At 70.6% G+C, this 21,410-nt stretch carries 19 protein-coding genes, 1 tRNA gene and 1 pseudogene; 4 read left to right on the top strand and 17 right to left on the bottom strand.

Translation table 11 applies throughout. The annotated features are described in order from the left end of the window. Window positions 1-222: 222 nt before the first annotated feature. From ACFYOV_RS15685 to ACFYOV_RS15665, 5 genes are all read right to left on the bottom strand, one after another. A complete protein-coding gene (locus tag ACFYOV_RS15685; RefSeq protein ID WP_389087727.1) occupies window positions 223-741 on the bottom strand; it encodes a hypothetical protein in 519 nt (172 codons plus the stop codon). 246 nt (window positions 742-987) lie between these two features. Then, complete coding sequence (locus tag ACFYOV_RS15680) at window positions 988-2,403, bottom strand: Cys-Gln thioester bond-forming surface protein (RefSeq protein WP_389087724.1); 1,416 nt, start codon at window positions 2,401-2,403, stop codon at window positions 988-990. Between the two features lie 280 nt (window positions 2,404-2,683). After that, window positions 2,684-3,163: a single-stranded DNA-binding protein gene (locus ACFYOV_RS15675; RefSeq protein WP_389087722.1), complete on the bottom strand. Its 480-nt coding sequence runs from the start codon at window positions 3,161-3,163 to the stop codon at window positions 2,684-2,686. Window positions 3,164-3,400: 237 nt separating this feature from the next. Then, a complete protein-coding gene (locus ACFYOV_RS15670; RefSeq protein WP_389087720.1) occupies window positions 3,401-5,422 on the bottom strand; it encodes a GTP-binding protein in 2,022 nt (673 codons plus the stop codon). Window positions 5,423-5,425: 3 nt separating this feature from the next. Beyond that, window positions 5,426-7,030 carry a dynamin family protein gene (locus ACFYOV_RS15665; protein ID WP_389087718.1) on the bottom strand — a complete coding sequence of 535 codons (1,605 nt, stop codon included), beginning with the start codon at window positions 7,028-7,030 and terminating at the stop codon, window positions 5,426-5,428. Window positions 7,031-7,352: 322 nt separating this feature from the next. On the opposite strand from ACFYOV_RS15665, the gene ACFYOV_RS15660 reads away from it, so the two are divergent. From ACFYOV_RS15660 to ACFYOV_RS15645, 4 genes and pseudogenes are all read left to right on the top strand, one after another. Beyond that, window positions 7,353-7,425, top strand: a tRNA-Arg gene (locus ACFYOV_RS15660). A 144-nt stretch (window positions 7,426-7,569) separates the two neighbouring features. Then, the gene (locus tag ACFYOV_RS15655; RefSeq protein WP_389087715.1) at window positions 7,570-7,839 is read left to right on the top strand and encodes a type II toxin-antitoxin system Phd/YefM family antitoxin; all 270 of its coding nucleotides are present in this window, start codon (window positions 7,570-7,572) and stop codon (window positions 7,837-7,839) included. After that, a complete protein-coding gene (locus tag ACFYOV_RS15650; RefSeq protein WP_389087713.1) occupies window positions 7,829-8,287 on the top strand; it encodes a type II toxin-antitoxin system VapC family toxin in 459 nt (152 codons plus the stop codon). The genes ACFYOV_RS15655 and ACFYOV_RS15650 overlap by 11 nt, the downstream gene beginning before the upstream one ends. Window positions 8,288-8,320: 33 nt before the next feature. Continuing rightward, window positions 8,321-8,651: pseudogene (locus ACFYOV_RS15645) on the top strand (VOC family protein). Window positions 8,652-9,272: 621 nt separating this feature from the next. Here the strand turns inward: ACFYOV_RS15645 and ACFYOV_RS15640 are convergent. From ACFYOV_RS15640 to ACFYOV_RS15585, 12 genes are all read right to left on the bottom strand, one after another. Further along, complete coding sequence (locus ACFYOV_RS15640) at window positions 9,273-10,139, bottom strand: tyrosinase family protein (protein WP_389087710.1); 867 nt, start codon at window positions 10,137-10,139, stop codon at window positions 9,273-9,275. After that, a complete protein-coding gene (locus tag ACFYOV_RS15635; RefSeq protein WP_389087708.1) occupies window positions 10,123-10,671 on the bottom strand; it encodes a tyrosinase family oxidase copper chaperone in 549 nt (182 codons plus the stop codon). Before ACFYOV_RS15635 ends, ACFYOV_RS15640 begins: the two co-directional genes overlap by 17 nt. 388 nt (window positions 10,672-11,059) lie before the next feature. Next, on the bottom strand, window positions 11,060-11,311 hold the full coding sequence (locus ACFYOV_RS15630) for a hypothetical protein (RefSeq protein ID WP_389087705.1): 252 nt from the start codon (window positions 11,309-11,311) through the stop codon (window positions 11,060-11,062). 391 nt (window positions 11,312-11,702) lie between these two features. After that, window positions 11,703-12,425, bottom strand: coding sequence for an LPXTG cell wall anchor domain-containing protein (locus ACFYOV_RS15625; RefSeq protein WP_389087703.1), 723 nt, complete (start codon window positions 12,423-12,425; stop codon window positions 11,703-11,705). A gap of 868 nt (window positions 12,426-13,293) precedes the next feature. Continuing rightward, a complete protein-coding gene (locus ACFYOV_RS15620; RefSeq protein WP_389087700.1) occupies window positions 13,294-13,545 on the bottom strand; it encodes a hypothetical protein in 252 nt (83 codons plus the stop codon). A 227-nt stretch (window positions 13,546-13,772) separates the two neighbouring features. After that, on the bottom strand, window positions 13,773-14,048 hold the full coding sequence (locus ACFYOV_RS15615; RefSeq protein WP_389087698.1) for a hypothetical protein: 276 nt from the start codon (window positions 14,046-14,048) through the stop codon (window positions 13,773-13,775). 428 nt (window positions 14,049-14,476) lie between these two features. After that, entirely contained in the window at window positions 14,477-14,737 is a 261-nt protein-coding gene (locus ACFYOV_RS15610) for a hypothetical protein (protein WP_389087696.1), read from the bottom strand. Between the two features lie 315 nt (window positions 14,738-15,052). Next, window positions 15,053-15,325, bottom strand: a complete 273-nt coding sequence (locus ACFYOV_RS15605) for a hypothetical protein (protein ID WP_389087694.1) — start codon at window positions 15,323-15,325, stop codon at window positions 15,053-15,055. Between the two features lie 133 nt (window positions 15,326-15,458). Next, the gene (locus tag ACFYOV_RS15600; RefSeq protein ID WP_389087692.1) at window positions 15,459-15,812 is read right to left on the bottom strand and encodes a hypothetical protein; all 354 of its coding nucleotides are present in this window, start codon (window positions 15,810-15,812) and stop codon (window positions 15,459-15,461) included. 409 nt (window positions 15,813-16,221) lie between these two features. Continuing rightward, window positions 16,222-17,175: an ABC transporter permease gene (locus tag ACFYOV_RS15595; RefSeq protein WP_389087689.1), complete on the bottom strand. Its 954-nt coding sequence runs from the start codon at window positions 17,173-17,175 to the stop codon at window positions 16,222-16,224. After that, window positions 17,172-19,832 (bottom strand): alpha/beta fold hydrolase, encoded by a 2,661-nt coding sequence (locus ACFYOV_RS15590; protein ID WP_389087687.1) that lies wholly within the window; start codon window positions 19,830-19,832, stop codon window positions 17,172-17,174. The genes ACFYOV_RS15595 and ACFYOV_RS15590 overlap by 4 nt, the downstream gene beginning before the upstream one ends. Before the next feature lie 128 nt (window positions 19,833-19,960). Then, a complete protein-coding gene (locus tag ACFYOV_RS15585) occupies window positions 19,961-21,376 on the bottom strand; it encodes an APC family permease (RefSeq protein ID WP_389087684.1) in 1,416 nt (471 codons plus the stop codon). Window positions 21,377-21,410: the final 34 nt, after the last annotated feature.

Here is a 21,410-nt window from a genome sequence, read left to right as displayed (position 1 = left end):
TCGTGGGGGGAGGGCTCGGACTCACCCGTCACTGTCGGTCACGGCAGGTCCGGCCTCGGGCACCCCCGCACGGCTCCCGGACGACTGGCTGACCTCTTGTCGTTGCTCCTCTCGGCGCTGCGGTTCCGCGTGGGTCCCCGCGTGTTCCGGCACGAAAGGGGCACGGCCCGGGACCCGGGCCGTGCCTCCTCGATGCGAGGCCTTGCCTCCTGACTACGGGTATCAGTGGCTCAGGTGGGTCACCTCTGGCCGACGCGGTGACCGTACTTCAGCGCTGTACCGCAGCTGCTTGGCCGAATGCCAACGATGCCGCTGATGATCCTGTGAGTACTCGTCGCGACGTCGGAGCATGACGAGGAGCATGCATGGAAGCATCAGCACATGCCCGAGGGTGAGCATCGCCTCGCCGGACACCAGGCCCGCCCAGTACGGGCCGAAGAAGACGAGGAACGGAACGAACATCGCGCCCGCCATCTCTGCGATGCCGGCCCAGCCGTGACCGCGGTAGCGCATCCACACCGACATGCCGATCGTCATGTCGATGGCCATCACCAGCGCGTGGACATCGGCGTAGTCGAGCACGCTGGAGTGGCCGAGAAGCCAGAAGATCAGCACCCACACCGGTGCCAGGACGGCCATCCCGACGACCATCGCCGCGACCATTTCGAAGTAGTGCCTGACAAAGTGACGCCACGATGGGCCATGGGACGCCTTCGCCTCTACAGATGAGGACTTACTCATGATCCTCACCTCCGTCCAGGCTGAGGACCGAGATCTCCTCTCACGACCCACTGTTGCTCGCTGACGCAGGCTGAACAGGGGCCGAACGTCCCGTTCCCCAGCCGATGGTCCTGGTCTCGAACGACAGGGTCGTTGCCCGTCAACACGTCCCGTGCGACCACGGGTCCCGGCGGTCGGCGTAGCGACTTTGGCCGGGAGACGCTTCGGCCGGGAGACGTTTCGGCGCGGGTGATCACGGCGCGGTGGTCAGTCCTGTGCCGGCGGCTGCCTGCGGCGGATGACGATCAGGGACGCTCCGCCGAGTACCACGAGCGTGACGGCGATGCCGGCGATCCACGGGGTGATGCCGGAGGCACCGGTTTCGGCGAGGTTGGTGTCGGGGGACGTGCCGCCCAGGGGGGTGGGGTTCGGCTCGCTCAGCGTCTGGGTTGTGGTGCCCGCCTCGGCGGCCTTGGTCCGGCAGTCCAGCATGCCGGTGAACCGCTTCTCGAAGCCGCCCGGCCCCCGGACCGTGAAGTCGTACGCCCGGTCCTCGCTCAGCGGAACCGTCACCGTGCGGGACGTGCCCGCGGCGACCGTGTGCTCCAGTCCGGCCAGTTCGAAGGTGAAGGGCTTGTCGCCCTTGTTGGTGGCGGTGATGTCCACCCCGCCCGCCTCGCAGTTCTCCGCGGCGGACAGCGCGGGTACGGCGCCCTCCTCCGCCCAGCTCGCGCTCGCCGTCGCCGTGACGGTCGACTCGCTGGACCCGGCCAGGATCTGCGTCTGGCTGCGACTCTCGGAGGCGAAGGCGCGGCCGACCGGCACGGTGGTCGACGCCGCCACGGTCAGCTCGGCCGTGTCCGCCGCCGCGTCCTCGGGCACCTCGAAGAATATTTCGCTGCCGTCGGCAGCGGTCGTGACGGGCTTGCCGTCCGCGCCGACGATCCGCACCCCGCTGGTGGCGGCGTCCGCCGGCGGTGAGACCGTCACGCTGCGCGCATCCGTGCGCACCGTCACGGGGCCGAGCTTCTCGCCCGGGCGTCCGGACACCGCAGGCGGTTCCAGGGTCAGCGACGCCCTGGGCTCCGGCAGGTCACGGGCGTTCTCCTCCAGGTAGTCCGCGAGCTGCTCCGCCTGCGGGTCGACGGCGTCCACGTTCACGCCGTCGGAGTGGCGCCAGATCGCGACCTGTGTGCCCGCCGCGGCATCCTGCTCGGTGAGCCCGCCGCGCACGCCCGCCACCCGGGCCAGCGCCGCGAGGTCGTTCACCTGCGGGTAGGAGTTCCGCAGGATCCAGCGGATCCGGCCGGCGTCCTCGTTGGTGCCCAGTGACGTCCCGGCCCAGGGGGTCTCGTGGTACCTCGCGTCCTGCTGCGTCGGGGTGTGGATGTCGACGCAGTACGTCTGGAGCATGCCGCCGCCCTCGACGGACATCTCGAACAGCCCCGCCGACACCTGCTGGTCCCCGGTGTCGGCGTGTATCACTGCCCCGCCGTAGGTCTTGAGCCCGGCTATGGACGCGATCGCCCCGCCCTCGCCCCGCACCGTCCCGTCGTCGGCGCCGGCCGTGCCCGCGCCGGCCATCACACCGGCGGCGACCAGTCCGGACACCAGCGTGCAGGAGGTCAGGCGGGCTGCCGCCCCACGCCCACGCGCGGACAACGCAGAGAACGAAGTGAACACCGAATTCCCTTCCGAGCGGGACCCGTTGATGTGGGGGGCGGTCCCACCAGCAGAATCACAGGCCCCCGGAGCCCCGGAAGCCATGTCCGGCATCCTAGGGACGAGGCAGACCGCGCCAACCGGTGATCCCGTCGAGCGGGTGATCCGAATCGGAATCGTTATCGCGAACTCGCCGGTGAGAGGGGTGCATCGACGCATCCATGCGGTGCGGATCAGCATGGATACGTCGATAAGCCGTGGTTCGCTCAGGCCGACTCCGAGGGCCGCGAAACCCCTGACGTCATGTCACTGCCGTTGACAGCGACTGACGTTGGGCCGGTGCCGCCACAACCTCAGAATCCTCGGGACCCGTCTCCCAGTTGGGCTCCGGTCGGCTCGCTGCCGCCGCCCCGGGCTCGGCCCTGTGCGTGCGCTTGAAGGCGGACGTGCCGCGCGCGAGGTCATGGCCGATCGTGACCGCGTCGATGTCCGCCGAGGTCCTCGCCTGCTGCCCCTCCCGCGTCTCCGTGCGCACCTTGAGCCGGCCCTGCACGATCACCGGCTCCCCCACGGACAGCGAGGCCGCGGCGTTGGTGGCGAGCTGCCGGTTGGCCCACACCGTGAAGAAGTTGGTGTGCCCGTCCGTCCACGTGCCCTTCTCGCGGTCCCAGTAGCGTGCTGTGACCGCGAGCCGGAACCTCGCCGAAGGCCCTGATGCCAGCTCCCGGTACACCGGCTGCGTCGCCACGTTGCCCACCGCACAGACCATCGTCTCGTTCATCGCGTTCCCTCCCTCGCCCGGACGCCGGCACCGGCGCGGGCTGATACGCGTACGGGCCCGTCCCGTACGGCTGCGTCTGTCGCGGCGACCGCGAACCGCGTCGCGATCACCGCGCAACCAGACTGCCTCTGCCGGGCCGGGCCCGCTGAGCGCTGTGGACCCCAACCACGCTGTGGAAAACCCCACCACCCGAACGGGTCCCCTCGAGAGGGTTTCGGCGGTCCCCCGGGGCCCGGGTCAGCCGCCGCCCACCCCCACGACCCTCCCGTACTGCTCCCGCACCTCCCGGTACCGCAACAGCTCCGCCGCCACCGGGTCCAGTACTCTCGCCCGTCCGCAGCCGGCGGCCGCCTCACGCAAACGTCTCTCCGCCTCCAGGCCGTAGCGCCGGGCCGGGCCCCGGGCCGCCATGCGGCAGCTCCACTCGATGAGCGGGCCGCCGACGATGCCGATCAGCATCAGCAGCACCGGCACGCCCAGGTTCGGGGCCATGAAGCCGATGATCTGACCCAGCAGCCAGAGCCCTCCCACGAACTGAATGATCGTCATCGACGCCTGGGCCAGCACGGCCGTCGGCCACCACCCGGGCCGCGGTGGTCTGCCCGGCGGCAGTCCCGCACGCGCGACCAGCTCGTCCAGTGCCTCCGGCAGCCCTTGGGAGCCGCGCACCGCCGCCTCGCGCACCGCCTGTGCCCACGGTGCCGGAAGCCCGGTCGAGGCGCGGTCGGCCACTGTGCGCACCGCCTGCTCCACACGCTGGCGGGCCGTGGTCTCCTCTTCCGGCTGTCCGCGCAGTGGGAGCCGTCCCGTCGGCGGCTCGCGCCGGTCCCGGCACCAGCGCCACAGGCGCAGCCAGGGTGTGCCGCAGGCGCGGTTGGCGTTGCGGAGCCAGGCGCGTTCGGCCGCCTCGCCCGCCGCGGTGGCGCCGACGGCATCCGCGAGACGGGCCGAGAACTCCTCCCGTGCCTCCTCGCTGAGCCCGGTCCTGCGACGTGTGGCGTAGACGGGCCACAGCCCCGCCGCGGCGATGTCCACGTCCGCCGAGATCCGCCGGGCGGCGGCGCCGCGCTCGGTCACGAACCGGCCGAGCGCCTCCCGCAGTTCACCGACCCCGTCGCCGGTGAGCGCGGACAGCGCGAGCACGGTCGTGCCCGGTTCGCCGTACTCGCCGAGGGCGATGCCGTCCTCGTCGAGCAGCCGCCGCAGATCGTCCAGGACCTGCTCGGCGGCCTCCCCGGGCAGCCGGTCCGTCTGGTTGAGGACGACGAACATGACCTCCGCGTGGGCGGCCATGGGCCGCAGGTAGCGCTCGTGCAGCATGGCGTCGGCGTACTTCTCCGGGTCCACGACCCAGATGACCGCGTCGACCAGCGCCAGGATCCGGTCCACCTGTTCGCGGTGCTGCACGGCCGCCGAGTCGTGGTCGGGCAGGTCGATCAGGACCAGCCCGCGCAGCTGTGTGTCCGCGTCCGCCGTCGTCTGAAGTGGGCGGCGCCGCAACCGGGGTGGGATGCCGAGGCGTTCGATGAGGCTCGCCGCGCCGTCGCTCCAACTGCAGGCGATGGGTGCGGCGGTGGTCGGCCGTCGTACGCCGGTCTCCGAAATGGCAACGCCGGCGAGCGTGTTGAACAGCTGCGACTTGCCGCTGCCGGTGGCGCCCGCGATGGCCACCACGGTGTGCTGTCCGGACAGCCTGCGCCGAGCGGCGGCCTCGTCCAGGACCCGGCCCGCCTCGGCAAGGGTGCGGCTGTCGAGCCGGGTGCGGGACAGCCCCACCAGCTCGCGCAGCGCGTCGAGCCGCGACTGCAGCGGCGCGTCGTACGCCAGGGGGGTCACGGCCGACGCTGCGGGCGCCCGGCTCTCCGTCGCCGGGAACGGCCGCTCCGCGCCCTCGTCCTCGTTCACCCGCCGCGCGATCAGACCGTCGCCCCAGGCGCCCGCGCCGTCCGAGCGGCCGGAGGCATCCGTGCGGACGGCACCGTCGGCGTTCCATACGCGTGCGTCGCCGTCATCGCTTCGCACGCGCGCGTGGCCGTCATCACTGCGCACGCGCGCGTGGCCGTCATCGCTTCGCACGCGCGTTGGGTCCTCGCCGGCTGTCTCCTCGGGCGGCCTCGTCCTCCCCACGGCGGCGCGCTCGTCCGGTTCCGCCCGGTCGTCCCCGGCAGGCCCGGCCGCGTCCCCGCGGTGACCGGAGTCCCCTGTGTGGGCGGAGCGGTCCGGGTGCTCGGTGTGGTCCTGGTCAGTGACGGCGGTCACCGGTCACCTCTCCTTCTGCAGTAGCGACAGGGCGGCGATGAGTTCGGCCTGGTGTTCCGGATGCACCTCGAGCGCGTCGATCGGGGACAGACGGCGCTGGCGTTCGGTGTGCACGATGCGGTCGACGTGTTCGGTGAGCAGCCGGCTTCCCCGGTCGCGCATCCGCACCGCGCCGTGCGCGCCGATCCGCTCGGCCAGCCCCTCACCGGCGCTCCGCGCCCTGCGGCCGCCCAACAGTGTGGTGGCGACGAGCGCGGCGACCATCTCGGGTTCGGGCGGGGTCCCGCGGTCGAGGTCGCGGACCTCCTCCTCGGCGCACTCCTCGAGCTCGCGCCGCCAGCGCCGTACCGCCATTCCGATGCGGTGCTCGATGCTCTCCGGGGCTTCGCGGTCGGCCAGCTCGGGGGCGGCCGCGGCCGGTTCGCGCCGCCAGGCGTTGGAGACGCGTTCGTCGGCGGCGGTGACGGCGCACAGCAGGAGCGTGCTCAGGCTCTCGACCAAGGTGTCGAGGAGCTCGCCCGGAGTGCAGTCGAGCGGGAAGGCACGCCACCGCTTGAGCGCGTCCCCGGAGAGCACGGCCCCGGCCTGCAACCTCCCCCGCACACGCGCGTACTCGCTGTCGAAGGCGGCGTCGACGGCGGAGGTGAGCCGCAGGGAGGCCGCGTACTGTGCGGCGGCGGCGCCGGCCAGTTCGGGCATCCGCGACTTCAGGGAATCGAGGACCCCATAGGCGGTGCGGGCCATGACGTGCCCGCGGGCGGCGGGGTCCTGTGCCTGGTGGACCAGCCAGGTGCGCAGCGGCGCCACGGCCGTGGCGGGCAGCAGTCCGCCGCCCCAGGCCGACTCGGGCAGCTCCGGCACGGTGAAGCGCGGTACGTGGCCGAGTCCGGCCTTGGTGAGCAGCGCGCCGTACTGCCGGGACACCTCGGACACCACCTGGTGGGGCACCCGGTCCAGGACGGTCACCAGGGTGACGTCGTACTCCTTGGCGGTGCGCAGCATGTGCCAGGGCACGGCGTCGGCGTAGCGGGCGGCGGTGGTGACCATGACCCAGATGTCCGCGGCGCAGACGAGTTCCGCGGCGAGCACCCGGTTGTCGGCCACCAGGGAGTCGATGTCGGGCGCGTCGAGGAGGGCGAGGCCGGGCGGCAGCGTGTCGACGGTCTCGACCCGCAGCACACGTGCGGGGTTCTCGCCCGGCAGCAGCAGGTCCTCCGCGGTGTCCTGCCGACGCGTCCACACACGCGTGAGGTCGGGCAGCACCCTCATACCGCTGAACCAGTGCTGGTCCTCCGGATGGCAGACCAGCACCGGTGTCCGTGTCGTCGGCCGCAGCACGCCCGCCTCGCTGACCCGTTGTCCCACGAGGGAGTTCACCAGGGTGGACTTCCCGGCCCCGGTCGATCCCCCGATGACGACCAGCAGGGGCGCTTCGGGCTCTCTCAGGCGGGGCACCAGATAGTCGTCGAGCTGCGCCAGGAGTTCGTCGCGGCTGGCACGCGCGCGTGGGGCCCCCGCCAGGGGCAGAGGGAAGCGCGCGGCGGCGACACGGTCGCGCAGGGCGGAGAGTGCGTCGAGCAGCTGAGGCCGTACGTCCAAGGTCACCACATGTGAAGAATGCCCAATTTTGGGGGAATTCTGAAGCATATGCGTGCACCTGCGCGCCGACCGGACAGAAGGGACGGAAGGGATGACCGGGGCACGGGCGCACTCCAGGCATAACGAGTGCACAACACCCGATGGCCCGAGACACCAAAAGCGGTGCACGATTCGTACCTGCCTGCGATTATCAGGACCGCTTCACCGAACCTCCACATCGAGCCACGGAGGCGAAGCGGCAGGGGCAAGGACGCGGGAGCCCTATCCTTGTCCCCGGCGACGTCAGGGACCCGCCCACACCCGGGCACCACGACAGAGGCCACCACACCCGGCCCCCGTAGCTCAGTGGATAGAGCAGGCGCCTTCTAAGCGCTTGGCCGCAGGTTCGAGTCCTGCCGGGGGCGCAGATAGCCTCTCACCTGCGGAAACGCGTGAGGGGCTTTTTCGTGTCCAGATGCACATAGCTCTACGAGCAGGCGCCTTCGCCTACCCGCAATCTCGGGTAAGGGTGTAGCGCCAGGTAGCACACCCTTGGCTATCGTGGGCACGTGACAGCGCAGCCGGAGATCACTCAGCGCGATCTGCGCACCCGTTCCCAAGAGATCATGGACGCCGTTCAGGGAGGACAGGCGTTCACCGTCACCCGCGACGGGCATCGTGTCGGCGAGCTGATCCCGCTCCGCCGTCGTCGCCGCTTCGTGCCCCGCGCCGAGTTCGCGGCCATGTCACGTACCGCCCCTGACATCTCGCTGGACGCCTTCCGCGACGACCAGGACGCCGTCGTCGAGCAGCAGTTGGACGACCCGTATGCCCGTTGAGCACGAGCAGGGCCTCCTCGATACCAACATCATGATCCTGCGCAAGTGGATCGACGCCGACGAGCTGCCCGCCGAGATGGCCATCAGCGCCATCACGCTCGCGGAACTCTCCGCAGGCCCTCACCAGGTACGCCGTACCGACGAGACGAGCGACTACGACGAACACGCCGAGCGGGCCCGCCGCATGGACGTCCTGCAGCGCGCCGCAAACGAATTCGACCCCATCCCCTTCGACGTGGAGGCGGCCCGCATCTACGGCAGAATCTGCGCCGCCGTCGTCTCCGCAGGCCTCAAGCGCCGTCGCCGTGTGGCCGACCTGATGATCGCCGCCGTCGCAGCCGCCGAGGGACTCCCCCTGTTCACCACCAACCCCGACGACTTCAAGGGCCTCGACGACTTGATCACCGTCGTGCCCGTCACCCGGCCCGAGATCCTGCACGACCGGTAGTACTCTCTGGAGCCTCGGTGCCGGCACGCGCCCATACAGTTACCCCAAGACGCCACGTGGGACGATTTCCATCGCTCGCAGCCACCTGAGCAGAGGATTCCTGGTTCGCCTGCGTCGATCCCTCAGGTGTGGGCCCGCGGCTGTACTCCAGCGCGTCCCCGAGGGGAAGGCCGCCAAGAACCGGGTGCATCTTGATGTGCGCGTCGGTACCGGGCTCGTGGGGGAAGAGCGCCTCGCCGCACTTGAGGCGGAATGCGCACGACTGGTCCCGCTCAGTGCGGCGCACGTGCGCACGCTGTCCGACGGCAATGATTCATGCGTCCCGATGCTGGACATCGAGGGCAACGAGTTATGCATCGACTGAGAGGCCGCGAATGTGCCTTCGCCCTGTCCCCAGGAGCCAGGGCGAAGGCACGAGGGGCGGTCGTCAGCCAAAAGTCCCCCGGAAATGACGGCAAGCGCTTTGACGGCAATCGTTCGCGAGCGACCAGCGAAGACGCAGGTGAGCACATCGCTCAACCCCTCACACCTGCTGAGCGCTGGCCGCAGGTTCGAGTCCTGCCGGGGGCGTACGTCTCCGCCCTCCCCGCGGGGAGGGCTTTCGCTGGTCATGGCCGGGCGGCGGCCACCACGACGACGCCGGGCGACCTCTTGGTGATCAAGGGCCACACGCCCTGCTGTCCGGCTGCCGCCGCATGCTCGCGGGTGGCCGTGTCACATACGGCGGGTTCACGCCGGACAATGCGGATCAGCCGGCGCGATGCTTTCCGGCGGGCCACCCGCCACTGAGGCGTCCAGGCGGCCCTCACGGGCGAGGATCGGCACTCTGCCGACGCGGGCTCGAGACGACCGTCGGATCGCCGACCGTTCCCGGCTGTGCCGCGGTCCCTCACGGCTGGGTCCATGGCGGGGTCCATGGCTGTAACGCGTTCGTGTGGGACCCCGGACCAGCCAGTGCCCCGCGACAGCGCGCGGGCTCGCCACCTCACGCGTAGCGGTAGATGGCGCTGTGCTCCTCCACCTGCTGCGGCGACACGTCCCAGGGCGGCATCGGCTGATGCCGCGCGACGACCCGGCGGTACTGGGCATCACCGCGGGCCGGCGGTTTCGCGGGCAGATAACGGGCATTCCGGTGCCGTTGCTGCCAGCGGGACCACAAGAGGTCGACGTATGCGTGATGCAGCCAGAAGACGGGGTCATTGACGGAGGCACCGCCGAGCATATGGCCGCCGACCCAACGGTGGACCCTGTTGTGAGTGCGCCACGAAGCGGGACCGCGTCCCGGTCCCCACCCTTCCACCTTGTTGCGGAAGCCCTTCGTGGACGTGGAGTCCCACGGGGAAGCGTCGTACACGGGATCGTCGAGAACCGTCTTCACGTCCCTGGGAGCGGGCAGGGAGATCGGGTCCCGGGAGCGTCCCAAGTCACGCATCAGGTAGGGGGTGTCGGTGATCCCCTCCTTGATGGTCCACCTGCCGTTGCGGTAGGCGAACGGGCCGGTCATCACCTGGCGGTCGGAACGCCTTCCGGTGCCGCCGAGCAGATCCTCGGTCCACGGCGTGCCCGTGGTGCTCCGGTTGAGGGTCCAGTCCCAGTACGGCAAGGTGACGGAGTCGTCGACGCGGCGCAGCGTCCGCTCGAAGTCCAGCAGGAACCTGCGGTGCCACGGCAGGAAGGACGGGGCCATGTGGGCGACGCGCAGTCCGGACTCGCCGTCCGGCACGTAGTACTCGATGTGCATCCGCACGAACCGCTCGTACTCGCCTCGGCGTTTGACCTCGAGCAGTGCGTTGACGAACCGCCGCCGCTCGGACCGGGTGAGCGTGCTGACGTCCTTACGCGTGTACACCATGGTGGTGCCCCCTCCCGGCCGCGTCGCCGCGGTCACTTCCGTCCGGTGCGCCCAGCTCCGCGATCGGGCCGAGCTCGTCCACGGCCGCGCGTACGGCGGCCAACGGCGTGGGGTAGGACTCGTAGTGGTCGACCATGGTCATCCAACTGCCGTCCGCGCGCCGCATCACGTGCAGCGGACGCCCGTCCACGGTGACGTGCCACGCGCCGTGCTCCCCGGTCCGCCCGCGGTGCCTCACCCCGGCGATCCGCCGTCGGCGATAGGTCTCGGAGAAGCGCTCCTCGTCGGGCTCGCTCGAGCCCGATGCCGACAGGACCGGTGCGAGGACCGCCCCGGCGCCCGACGCGAGCAGTCCCTGAAGCACCCGGCGCCGCGCCTTGCCCTTCCTGTGACCAGTGGCGGCCGAGGGGCGGCCGTCACCGGCCGGCGGGCACGCGGCGGCGTCGGGGGCTGCCGGAGCACTCACCACGGGACGCGGGTGTCCGGCCGCCGCTCCCGCGGAGTTGACTGTGTTCTTCACCGATCCGGTCACGGCTCCTCCTGACTCTCCCCTGGACCACCGTTGTTGCCACGGCACGCGGGGCAGCCCGGTTGTCGATGGCCACGCCGAGGTCCCGCCGCCCGGGGCGACGGCGAGCGTGCCGCAACGGCCGGCTCGCAAGGACAGGGCTGTCGATGGTTGAGGTGGCTCGTGCGCGCCCAGCGCCGTCCGGCACCCGCAACGGTGTTGGGCCGCGGTGTCCACCGCCGTTCTGTGACGCCTACGTGCGCCGCTCGCTCCGGAGCGGACCACTCGCGCTGCGCGCTTCGAGGGGTCGGAATCCCGATGATCAGGCCACCGGGATTCCCGATCGATCCAGCTGCGGGCGCTCGCACGGGTCTGGAAACGTCTCCGTGGAGACGACGAGCAGCCGGCCGTCTTACAGGCTGCCGACGGAACCCGTCACGTCCTGGAGGGAACCCACCGCGGAGCCGGTGGTGCCCTGCGAGTCGAGCTCGCTCACGGACTGCTGCACCGGGCCCACCTGGACGGACTCGTGGGTGGCGTCGTGCACGACTCCGGGGAGGTCGGCGGCCTTGGCGCCGATGCCGTCCTGGGCGAACGCGGGGGTGGCGACGCCCGCCGCGATCAGGGACCCGGCGATGACGGCGGCGGCCTTCAGAGACTTCATGGTGTTCCTTTCTTCGGCAACTCGCGGGTCGCCGGAGGGAATTGCTTCACCACGTCCAACGATCGCCGGTTGCCGGGGAAACCCCCTCGGCCCGATTTTCCGAAGGCCCGGAGCAAGCTCACCCGGAAGACGGAAACGCTTCGTGTGCCTTACTCATCCTTGCACCAGCGGATCATCGCATTCCCGATGTCAACGGCCGGCGTGAGCACGTCTGCGGGGTGGTCGGCCGGACACGCTCACCGAGCACGTGCATTCCTGATGGACGGAACCGTGGAAACACCGGAGGCCGACTCCGCACGGCGCGCAGTCGGCCTCCTGAGAGCAAGGTCCGCATTCCCGGAAGTGCCGGGGCATGTACCGGAGCGGGTTCGTCCGGCACTCCGGTGGGGTTCTAGCGGTGGGACGCGGCGCGACCCCGTCGGTACAGGACGACGCCCGTGACCAGCAGCGCGGCAGCGCCCGAGGCCATGACCGCCTGCTCACCGCCGCCGGTGTCGGGGAGGGACGGCCGCTGGGCCGGCGGCGCGGCGGGCGGCTCGGTCCTCGGTGTGGCGGGCGGCTCCGACGACTCGGCGGGAGGCTCCGCGGGCGGCGTGGTGGCGGGCGGGGACGTCGGGGGCGTGGGGGTCGGCGTGTCCCCGTAACCACCGGGTTCTTCGCCGTAACCGCCCGGCTCGTCGCCGTAGCCGGAGGACTCTTCGCCGTTACCCTCCGCGTCGCTGCCGGAGGACCCTTCGCCGTAGCCCTCCGCGTCGCTGCCCGAGGACTCTTCGCCGTTACCGCCCGCATCGGTGCCGCCGGCGTCGCCACGATCACTGTCGTCGCCCTGGTCGCCGTAGTCGCCGGCGGCGGCCTGGGCGCCTGCCTGCGAGGTGCCGGCGGCCGGCGCTTCACCGGCGCAGGAGCTCTGGGCGGATGCGCCGTAGGCGGCGCGGCCTTCCGCGTCGGTGGAGCAGGCTGCCCCGGCATCGCCGTCCGGAACTCCGGGTGCGCTGAGCCCCGAGAGGGTCCCGAGCGTTCCCCCAAGAGTCCCTTCGGCCTGCGAGTCGGCGAAGGCCGGCATACCGCACAGCGACAGGATGCTCGTCGCGGCACCTGCCACGACCAATCCCATGCTCAGGTTCTGTCGCAATTCAGTCGTCTTTCTGATCGAAGAAGCGGGAGGTGCCGGCCCGGACCCCGGGTCGACCCATGGGCCGGCTCCCGTCGGGCCTGGAGGAATGCCAGTCCGGGAACGTCCGGCGGAAGGGGAAGGGACTGGCTAGTCAGTTCCGCCGCCGCTTTCTGCCGGTGCGCCGAGGAGTGGCTTCACGCCTCCCGTGGTTTCGCTGCCGCTTGATTGCCTGACTGGTCCAGTGATGGGATCCGGTGAAATGCCAGTACCAGCAATTCGAGCATCGATAGATACGGTCGGGGATTTTATCCAGGAGTGGCTGTTTGATCAGCCAGCCCCTGGCCTGTGATTCGGTACGGAACGATGCCTTCCCCGTCTCCGGACACCGCGGCAGGATGATCGTACCGTCCATAATTCCTCCGAGGCGCGAATCCACCCACATCTCTTCGGCTGAAGAATGGGTCGATGGTGCATCAGGAGGGATTTTGCATCAAGCAGGTGATACACGTTCGGGCGAGCGGCCGTCAAGTTTCACCCGAACGGCTCCGGAATGTATGTAAATCCCGCAGGGAAGGCGCTGCATCCACTCACCGAAAACGCGTCAGCGACCATCATGAGGACGGCCGCCGACAGCATGTGAATTCACTCCGCACGCATGCAGAGAAACCCACTTTTATTCAGCTGTTCCTCATGGGAATATCAGGAATCTCCCTGCCGGGCACCCGACTCGTGCGGAATACCGAGCCCGGTGGGCCTTCATCGGCGGCCGGCCGTCGCGCCGCACACCGTTCTTCTCCGGCGCGCCAGGGGTAAGCCCGTTTCCATCCGAGGGCTCACCCCCTCGATCAGCCGCCGTACGATCGATCGATCACTCGCTGGGGGCAACCTGCGTGCAGAAGTTGCCGACGTTCGTCACGCTCTCGCCCAGGACGCTGACCGGCGCATTGATCGTCACCAGCGAGGCCTCGAACTCCTGCTCGCAGTCGAGGAACTGGGCGTTCTCGATGGTGGGCGCGGGGGGCTCACTGTCACAGGACGCGGCCTGCGCGGAACCGGCGACCGCCAGGGTGAGGCCGCTGGCGACGGACGTCATCAGCATGACCTTCTTGAACCTGCGCACGTGTATCTCCATGTGTTGACTCGCGGCCACTACCGAACGTCGCGGCCTCAACCAACGCAGCAAAGGGACTGTCAAGCTGTTCTACCCGACAGCCCATTCCCGCGAATTCCTTCTTGTTCCCCGCTGTCCAAGCCGGCCAGTCCGGGAGAACTTTGGGCACGGCGGGGAGCGAAGAGCGGGTCTCGCACCAGTCGTGCGAGACCCGACTCCACGCAGTGGGCTGCAAATCAGTCCTCGATGGAACCGACGACCTCGCAGGAGTTGCCGACGTTCAGCTCCTGGTCGCCGGTGATCGGGGCGGCGATGGGGCCGAGGGTACCGGCGTCGAAGTCCTGCTCGCACTCGACGACCTGCAGGTTGTCGATGACGACGTCCGGCGGGAAGTCGCCGCCGGCGTTGGCGCTGGCCACTCCGCCACCGACCATGCCGATCCCGCCGACCATGAATGCAACGGCCGCGGCCTTCTTGAGCTTGCGCATCGTGTCTCCGATTTCTTCACGCACACGACCCTCCTTACGGACCGTGCCCGACTCGTCACTGACGATAGCACCCAATGCCCTAAACCCACGATTCCCAACACACCCGAATGGGTGCAGCTAATAGAGCTATGCAGCCTATTCATGATCGACGGCTGCAAGGGTCGCTCAGGTGTACGCACACCGCATACTCGCATTGGAATTTCCGACGATCATCGGAGGAAATGCCTGCATGGTTTTCAGCTGTCGCAGCTTTGAGCGGTGAAAAGCCGGCAGCCGCGACGCAAGACGCCTGCGGCCGGCTGGGCGAAGGACCTCAAGGGGTTCCTCCGCCCAGCCGGCCGCAGGCGTCTTCTCCGGTCACGGCCCGGAGGATCGACGACCGACCCCCGGAAACAGCAGTCGGGTCCTGCTCCGCAAGGGGCAGGACCCGACTCTGCGCGGGCGCGCTGGAGTCAGTCCTCGACGGATCCGACAACCGTGCACTCGTTGCCGATGTTCACTTCCTGGTCACCGGTGGTCGGCGGAACCAGGGTCACCGTGCCGGCGTCGAACGACTGGTCGCACTCGACGAACTGGGCGTTGCCGATGACGATGTCGAAGGGGTAGTCGTGGTCGTGGTCGTAGTTGGCGCTGGCGCTGGCGACTCCGCCGCCGACCAGACCGAGACCGCCGACCATGGCCGCAACGGTCGCGACCCTCTTGAGCTTCTGCATTGCATCTCCGATTCCTACGCACGGACCTCTTAACGGACCGTGCATGATTCGTCACAGACGATAACCCGCCCACTCCGCGCCCGCATTACTGACACACCCGACGGGTGCCCCGAACGAAGTGGCGAGCCTTTTCTGGAAAACAAAATCGAAGGTCACCTTTTCGACCGGAGAGCGAAAGTGGCTCCGCGCCCGCATCCGAGCGGGGAATGGGGGGCGCGCCGTCGACAGGCGACCGAGAGACAGCCGGAAAAACGAGCAGGGGAGCCGGTCCCGCACGTGGGTGCGGGGCCGACTCCCCTGTAATGCGCGCTGCGATCAGTCGCCGATCACCGTGCAGAAGTTGCCGACGTTCGCTTCCTGGTCGCCCAGCTCCGGGCCGACGAGGGTGAGGGTGTCAGAATCGAACGACTGCTCGCACTCCACAACCTGGAGGTTGTTCACGGCGATGTCGTCGGGGTAGTCGCCGAGGCCGTGGGCCGCGTTGGCGCTGGCCACTCCGCCGCCGACCAGGCCGAGGCCGCCGACCATGACCGCAACGGTCGCGACCTTCTTGAGCTTCTGCATTGCGTCTCCGATTTCTTCACGCACACGACCCTCCTTACGGATCGTGTCCGACTCGTCGCAGACGATAACAGTCGTCGCTCTTACCCCGTACTTCCGATACACCCGTTTGGACGCACCAAGCGAGGTGCACACCTTTTCGGGGGTCATGCGCTCGGTCTCAGGGAGTGCAGACCGTGGTGCTCTCGCCGTCGGTCTCGAGCGTGGCGCACACCTGCGGGACCCGCGGCGTGGTGACGGTGAGGCTCTCGCTCACCCCGGCCTGGACCGTGCGTTCCAGGCTGACGAGTTCGGCGCCGTTCACGGTGATGCTCGCCGTGACGGTCCGGGTCACGTCGCAGACGACCGTGAGGGTGATCGTGCTGGTCACCTCGTTGCTGATCTTCTGGATGGCGACGGCGCAGGGAAAGGCCTGCTGGGGAGCGGCCTGCGCGGCTTGGGCGGGTACGGCGGCGAAGAGCGGCGCGGATGCCAGCAGCACGGTGGCCGCCGAACGGAGCTTGCGGTGAAGCATCGGTCCTCCCGGTTGTCAGTCGGGCCGCACCGTCGCGGTCGGCCCCATCGGCGCCTGACTGTCACTTATGCGCCTTTTCGGGGAGATGTGATCACACGTGTATCGCGTCCGCAACGCATGCCGCGCCGTGCCGCCCGCACAGGACGCCGATTGAGTGCATGCCGGAGGAGTCCGTGTCCGCCTGACGATGCGGCGGGCAAGTCTCCTGCGCCGCCTGCCGTCTGAACCCTCGGCGACGGAAACAGCGGCCGGTCCGCCCGGCGGAGTCGTCCTCGCCGGTCGCGGAGGCCCGCACCGCGACGGTCTCCTCGGCCGCGGCGGACTCCCGGCCCACCCTCGGCTTTGCGGCCGGGAATGCGGTACCGGCAGGTCCTGGCGGCCCGTTGATGCCGTTGGACGGTCTGTCGGCCTACGACACCACGTCCTTGCGAGCGAAACCGCGGAAGGCCAGCGCGAACAGCACGAGCGCGTACGTCATCGAGACGGCGGTGCCCTGGATCATGCCGGACCACTCGGGGGTCGGCTGGACGGCGTCCGCCCAGGCGAACTGCCAGTGCGCGGGCAGGAAGTCCCGCCAGTGACCGAGGGCGGTGACCGCGTCCAGGACATTGCCGACGATGGTCAGGCCGACCGCGCCCCCGACCGCGCCCAGCGGGGCGTCGGTGCGGGTCGAGAGCCAGAACGCGAGCCCGGCGGTGACCAGTTGGGACACGAAGATGTACGCCACGACGATCACGAGCCGCTGCGCGGCCGTTCCGGCGTCCAGTGCGCCGCCGGTGGGGATCTGCAGCGGGCCCCAGCCGTAGGCGGCCGTGCCCACGGCGAGCGCGACCACGGGCAGCAGGACCATCGCGGCGAGGCTCAGCCCGAGCCCGACGACCAGCTTGGACCACAGCAACCGCATCCGGGGCACCGGGGCGGCGAGCAGGTAGCGCAGGGACGACCACCCGGCCTCCGAGGCGACCGTGTCCCCGCAGAACAGGGCGACCGGGATGACCAGCAGGAAGCCCGCCGAGACGAACAGATTGACCGCGGCGAAGTTGGCGCCGGACGCCGTGGCGGTGTCCATCAGGGTGATCCGGTTGTCGCGGCCTTCCGGCTCGCCGCCGATGGCGAAGGCGACGACCAGCACGAAGGGCAGGACGGCGAGGATCGCGCCCATGACGAGCGTGCGGCGGCGCTTGAGCTGCCGGATCAGCTCCACCCGGAGGGGCAGTGTGCGGCCCGCGCGGTAGCCGGCGGCGACCCCGGCGGGCACCGCGGCATCGACGGGCTCGGCGTGCACGACGCGCTCGGTGGCATCGGCGCTCTCAACCGTTTCGGTGCGCCCGACCGGGTCGGTGCGCTCGGCGGGCCTGCTCATGCGGTTCCTCCGATCAGGGTGAGGAAGGCGTCCTCGAGGCGGCGGTGCGGGCCCACCGACGCCACGGGCACATCCAGCCGGACCAGCTCGGCGACCAGGCGCGCGGCGGTGCCGTCGGCGTCGAGCCGGATCAGCAGGCCGTCGTCGGTGCGCACGGCCGACGCCACGCCGGGCAGTGCGGCGACCTTCTCGGTGAGCGGCTCGTCCACGGGCGTGGCGGTGCCGACGAGCAGGGTGTCGCCGGAACCGACGATCTCGTGCACGGGGCCCGCCTGGACGAGCCGGCCGCGGTCCATGACCACGAGGTGGGTGCAGGACTGCTCGACCTCCGCCAGCAGATGGCTGGAGACGATCACGGTGCGGCCCGCGGCGGCGTACCGGATCATCACCTCGCGCATCTCGCGGATCTGGGGCGGGTCGAGGCCGTTGGTCGGCTCGTCGAGGATGAGCAGGTCCGGCAGGCCGAGCATGGCCTGCGCGATGGCCAGGCGCTGGCGCATGCCCTGGGAGTAGGTGCGCACCGCGCGGGCGAGGGCGTCGCCGAGGCCGGCGATCTCGAGGGCCTCCTCCAGGTGGGCGTCCCCCGGCGGGCGACCGGTGGCGCGCCAGTACAGCTCCAGGTTCTCCCGGCCGGACAGGTGCGGCAGGAAGCCGGCGCCCTCGACGAAGGCGCCGACGCGGGAGAGCACCGGAGCGCCGGGGCGGACGGCGTGGCCGAAGACGCGGATTCCGCCACCGTCGGGCTTGATGAGGCCCATGAGCATGCGCAGGGTGGTGGTCTTGCCTGCGCCGTTCGGGCCGAGCAGGCCGAGGACCTGGCCCTTCTCGACGCGGAAGGAGAGATCCTGCACGGCGTACCGGTCGGCGGAGCGGGCGTAGCGCTTGCTCAGGCCGGTGATCAGCAGCGGCACGTCGGCCAGGTCCGGGTCGGGTGCCGGGGCGGTGGTGCGGCGGCGGCCGGTGAGCAGCAGGGCGAGGGCGACGGCGGCGCCGGTGAGGGGCAGCCACCACACCCACGCGGGCAGCGGGGCGGCCGCGGTGGTCACGCCGGGTGCGGTGGGCACCGTGAGGTGGCTCTTCAGGGAGACGCTGTGGGTCGCCGGTGCGGCCGGGGAGGCGTAGCCGAGGTCGGTGGAGGCGAGGACGAGGCGCAGGCGGTGTCCCTTGTCGACCTCGTGGTCGACGGCCGGGAGCGTGATCGTCACGTCCTTGCCGGATCCGGCGCCCTCGACGCGCAGGGGCGTGACGAGCTGGGAGGGCAGTACCTGCTGCCTGCCGTCCGGGCCGACGTCGTAGACCTTGGCGAAGAGGACGGCGTCCTCGCTGGTGGAGCGCACGTGGACGGTGGCCGTCGGCGATCCGGTGAGGCGCAGGTCGGTGGCCAGGGGGGCGGAGTCGAAGCGGGCGTGCTGGCCGGGGAAGTCCAGCGAGACGCCGACGCCGAGGGAGGAGAGCTGCGAGAGGCCGCCGGAGCCGCCGAGGCCGGGGAGGGCGGAGACGGCGGGCGGGCTCGCGCCGGCCGGGTTGTCGAAGCTCTGCTCGCCTCCGGTGAGGTGGAAGGACCGGCGTCCGCTTCCCAGCCCGGGGTAGCTGTCCGCGGCGGCGCCGCGCAGCTGGGCCCGTCCGTCGGTGGAGTCGACGCCTCCGGTGCGGGTGACGCGGAAGGCGGGTCCGGTGTCGGCGCGCTCCTCGCCCTTGAGGTGGCGGTCGAACCAGGAGGTGACGCGCGCCTGGACACGGTCGGTCTCCGGGTCGCCGCCGTCGTGGCCGCCGGCGATCCAGTCGACGTGGACCGGAGCGCCGTTGGCCTGCACGGCCTTCGCCGCCGCGTCGGCCTGGCCGAGCGGGAAGAGTGAGTCGGACTGGCCCTGGAGCAGGAGGGTGGGGACGTCGATGCGGTCGGCGACGGCGGACGGCGAGCGCTCCTGAAGCAGCTTCCGCGCCTCGGCGTCCGGGGTGCCGGACTCGGCGACCCGCTCGTACATCCGGCACAGCTCGGGCTCGAACCGGTCGCAGCCGCCGCCGGAGGTGAAGAAGACGCCGGCCCAGAGCTTCTTGAAGACCCCGTTGGGGAAGAGGGCGTCGGCGAGGTCGAAGTAGGTGATCGACGGGGCGATGGCGTCCACCCGGTCGTCGTGGCCGGCGGCGAGCAGGGCGAGGGCGCCCCCGTAGGAGCCGCCGGCCACGCCCACGCGCGGGTCTCCCGCTTCGTCCAGCCGGACCTCGGGGCGTTTCGCCAGCCAGTCGATCAGCCGGGAGGCGTCGGCGACCTCGCCCTCGGGATCGTTCAGCCCGATCCGGCCGGTGGACCGGCCGAAGCCGCGCGCGGACCAGGTGAGCACCGCGTAGCCGTCCCGGGCGAGGTCCTCGGCCTGCCGGCGCACGTCGTCCTTGCTGCCGCCGAAGCCGTGCCCGAGCAGCACGGCGGGGCGGCGGCCGGGACCGGCGGTGAAGTACGAGGTGTCCAGGCGCACCCCGTCGCCCGTGCCGATGACCCGGTCGGTGCGGCGCACCGCGGGCGCGTCGTCGGAGGCGACGGCGGTCCACGTGCCCGCACCGGCGAGGACGGCGACGGCGGCCACGGCGGAGACGATCCGCCGAGGCCGCCGTGGCGGTCGCGCCCTGAGCCCTCGCAGTCCGGGCAGTCGAAGATCCATGCGTCAACGGTACGGGGTGAGCCGTCGGTGGGGTGCCGACCGGAGACCGAACCTCGGCACCTCCCCGGGGTGTACGGGCCGGCCCCACGTACCGCGTCCGCGGTACGCCGCAGCGGCCCGTGCCCGGTTCAGGAGCGTGCGTCCTCCGGAAGCGTCACCAGCCAGCGGGTGGTGGTGCGGGGGCGGAGGTAGAAGACCCAGTAGAGGGTGGCCAGGGCCGTGATGCCGCCGGTCAGCAGGAGGTGGGCGGTCTCCTGCTGGGTGAGGATGTAGGCCAGCACCACGATGAGCAGGACCGGTACGACGGGCCAGAGCGGCATGCGCCAGGCGCGGGCGTGGCGGTGGTGGCCGCGGCGGGAGAGCAGGGCGGCGACGGCGACCAGCAGGTACATGCCGGTGACGGAGACACCGGTGACGCCGTACAGGGTGTCCAGGTCGACGAAGCACAGGGCCGCGCCGGGGACGCCGACGGCGAGGGTGGCGACCCAGGGGGAACCGAAGCGGCCGAGCCGGGAGAAGACGTTGTTGACCGGCTCGGGCCAGGCCCTGTCGCGGGCGGAGGCGAACAAGACGCGTGAGTTCTGGATGACCATGACGATGCCGGCGTTGACGATGGCCAGGGCCACGCACAGGCTGACGAACGTGCCCACGGCGGTGTTGGACCAGGCGGTGATCATGGTGGAGATGTCGCCGCCGGTCAGCTCCGCGAGGCCGGAGGCGCCCAGGGTGATGGCGACGACCGGGACCAGGATGATGACGGCGGAGATGGCGAGGGTGGCCAGCACGGTGCGGGCGACGTTGACGCGGGGGTTGTCGAGTTCCTCGGAGAGGTAGACGGCCGTGGAGAAGCCCTGGGTGATGAACAGGGCGATGGCGAGTCCGGAGACGACCAGCAGCGCGGTCACGGTGTCGGGGCCGCCGTCGGCGCCGGCCACCTCCATCGAGGCGAGGCTGTCGAGGCCGCGCTCGGTGTGGGCGAAGCCGAGCACGGCGACCACGGCCGCGGCGATGACCTCCAGGACCAGGAAGACGCCGGTGATCCAGGCGTTGGCGCGCAGGTCGAGCAGGCCGGCGAGGGTGGCGAGCAGCATGACACCGGCGCCCGCCATCGACGGGTCGAGGTGGACGACCGGTTCGAGGTAGTCGGCGGTGCCCATCGCGATCACGGGCGGCACGATCATCACGACCAGCAGGGACATCACGAACACCAGCCAGCCCGCGAGCCGCCCGGCCAGCGTGGAGACCATCGCGTACTCGCCGCCCGCGCTGGGGACGAGGGTGCCGAGCTCGGAGTAGCAGAAGGCGACGGCGACGCACAGCAGGGAACCGATGGCGATGGTGAGCGCGGTGGCGGTGCCCAGCGAGCCGAACAGGTCGGGGACGACCACGAACAACGTGGAGGCGGGGGTCACGCACGAGAGGGTCAGCAGCGTACCGCCGACGACTCCGATGGAACGCTTGAGCGTCTTGGGACTGCCGTCCGGTGTCGGACGGCCGGGCGCTTCGGGGACGGCGGTGTCGACAGGGCGGAGCGTGTCGGTCATGGAGCGGTTCCGATCGACTCGTGCGGTGAGGGTC

The organism is Streptomyces sp. NPDC005931, from assembly GCF_042871235.1.
GTDB lineage: Bacteria > Actinomycetota > Actinomycetes > Streptomycetales > Streptomycetaceae > Streptomyces.
Note: the sequence above shows the minus strand (reverse complement) of the source record. Positions and strands in the feature narration are given on the sequence as shown.

Excerpts from the sequence above, each read along its gene's own strand:
- ACFYOV_RS15610 (WP_389087696.1), bottom strand. The coding sequence starts at position 14,737 with ATGCAGAAGCTCAAGAGGGTCGCGACCGTTGCGGCCATGGTCGGCGGT.
- ACFYOV_RS15630 (WP_389087705.1), bottom strand. The coding sequence starts at position 11,311 with ATGAAGTCTCTGAAGGCCGCCGCCGTCATCGCCGGGTCCCTGATCGCG.
- ACFYOV_RS15685 (WP_389087727.1), bottom strand. The coding sequence starts at position 741 with ATGAGTAAGTCCTCATCTGTAGAGGCGAAGGCGTCCCATGGCCCATCG.
- ACFYOV_RS15650 (WP_389087713.1), top strand. The coding sequence starts at position 7,829 with ATGCCCGTTGAGCACGAGCAGGGCCTCCTCGATACCAACATCATGATC.
- ACFYOV_RS15640 (WP_389087710.1), bottom strand. The coding sequence starts at position 10,139 with ATGGTGTACACGCGTAAGGACGTCAGCACGCTCACCCGGTCCGAGCGG.
- ACFYOV_RS15595 (WP_389087689.1), bottom strand. The coding sequence starts at position 17,175 with ATGAGCAGGCCCGCCGAGCGCACCGACCCGGTCGGGCGCACCGAAACG.
- ACFYOV_RS15625 (WP_389087703.1), bottom strand. The coding sequence starts at position 12,425 with ATGGGATTGGTCGTGGCAGGTGCCGCGACGAGCATCCTGTCGCTGTGC.
- ACFYOV_RS15590 (WP_389087687.1), bottom strand. The coding sequence starts at position 19,832 with ATGGATCTTCGACTGCCCGGACTGCGAGGGCTCAGGGCGCGACCGCCA.
- ACFYOV_RS15585 (WP_389087684.1), bottom strand. The coding sequence starts at position 21,376 with ATGACCGACACGCTCCGCCCTGTCGACACCGCCGTCCCCGAAGCGCCC.
- ACFYOV_RS15675 (WP_389087722.1), bottom strand. The coding sequence starts at position 3,163 with ATGAACGAGACGATGGTCTGTGCGGTGGGCAACGTGGCGACGCAGCCG.
- ACFYOV_RS15600 (WP_389087692.1), bottom strand. The coding sequence starts at position 15,812 with ATGCTTCACCGCAAGCTCCGTTCGGCGGCCACCGTGCTGCTGGCATCC.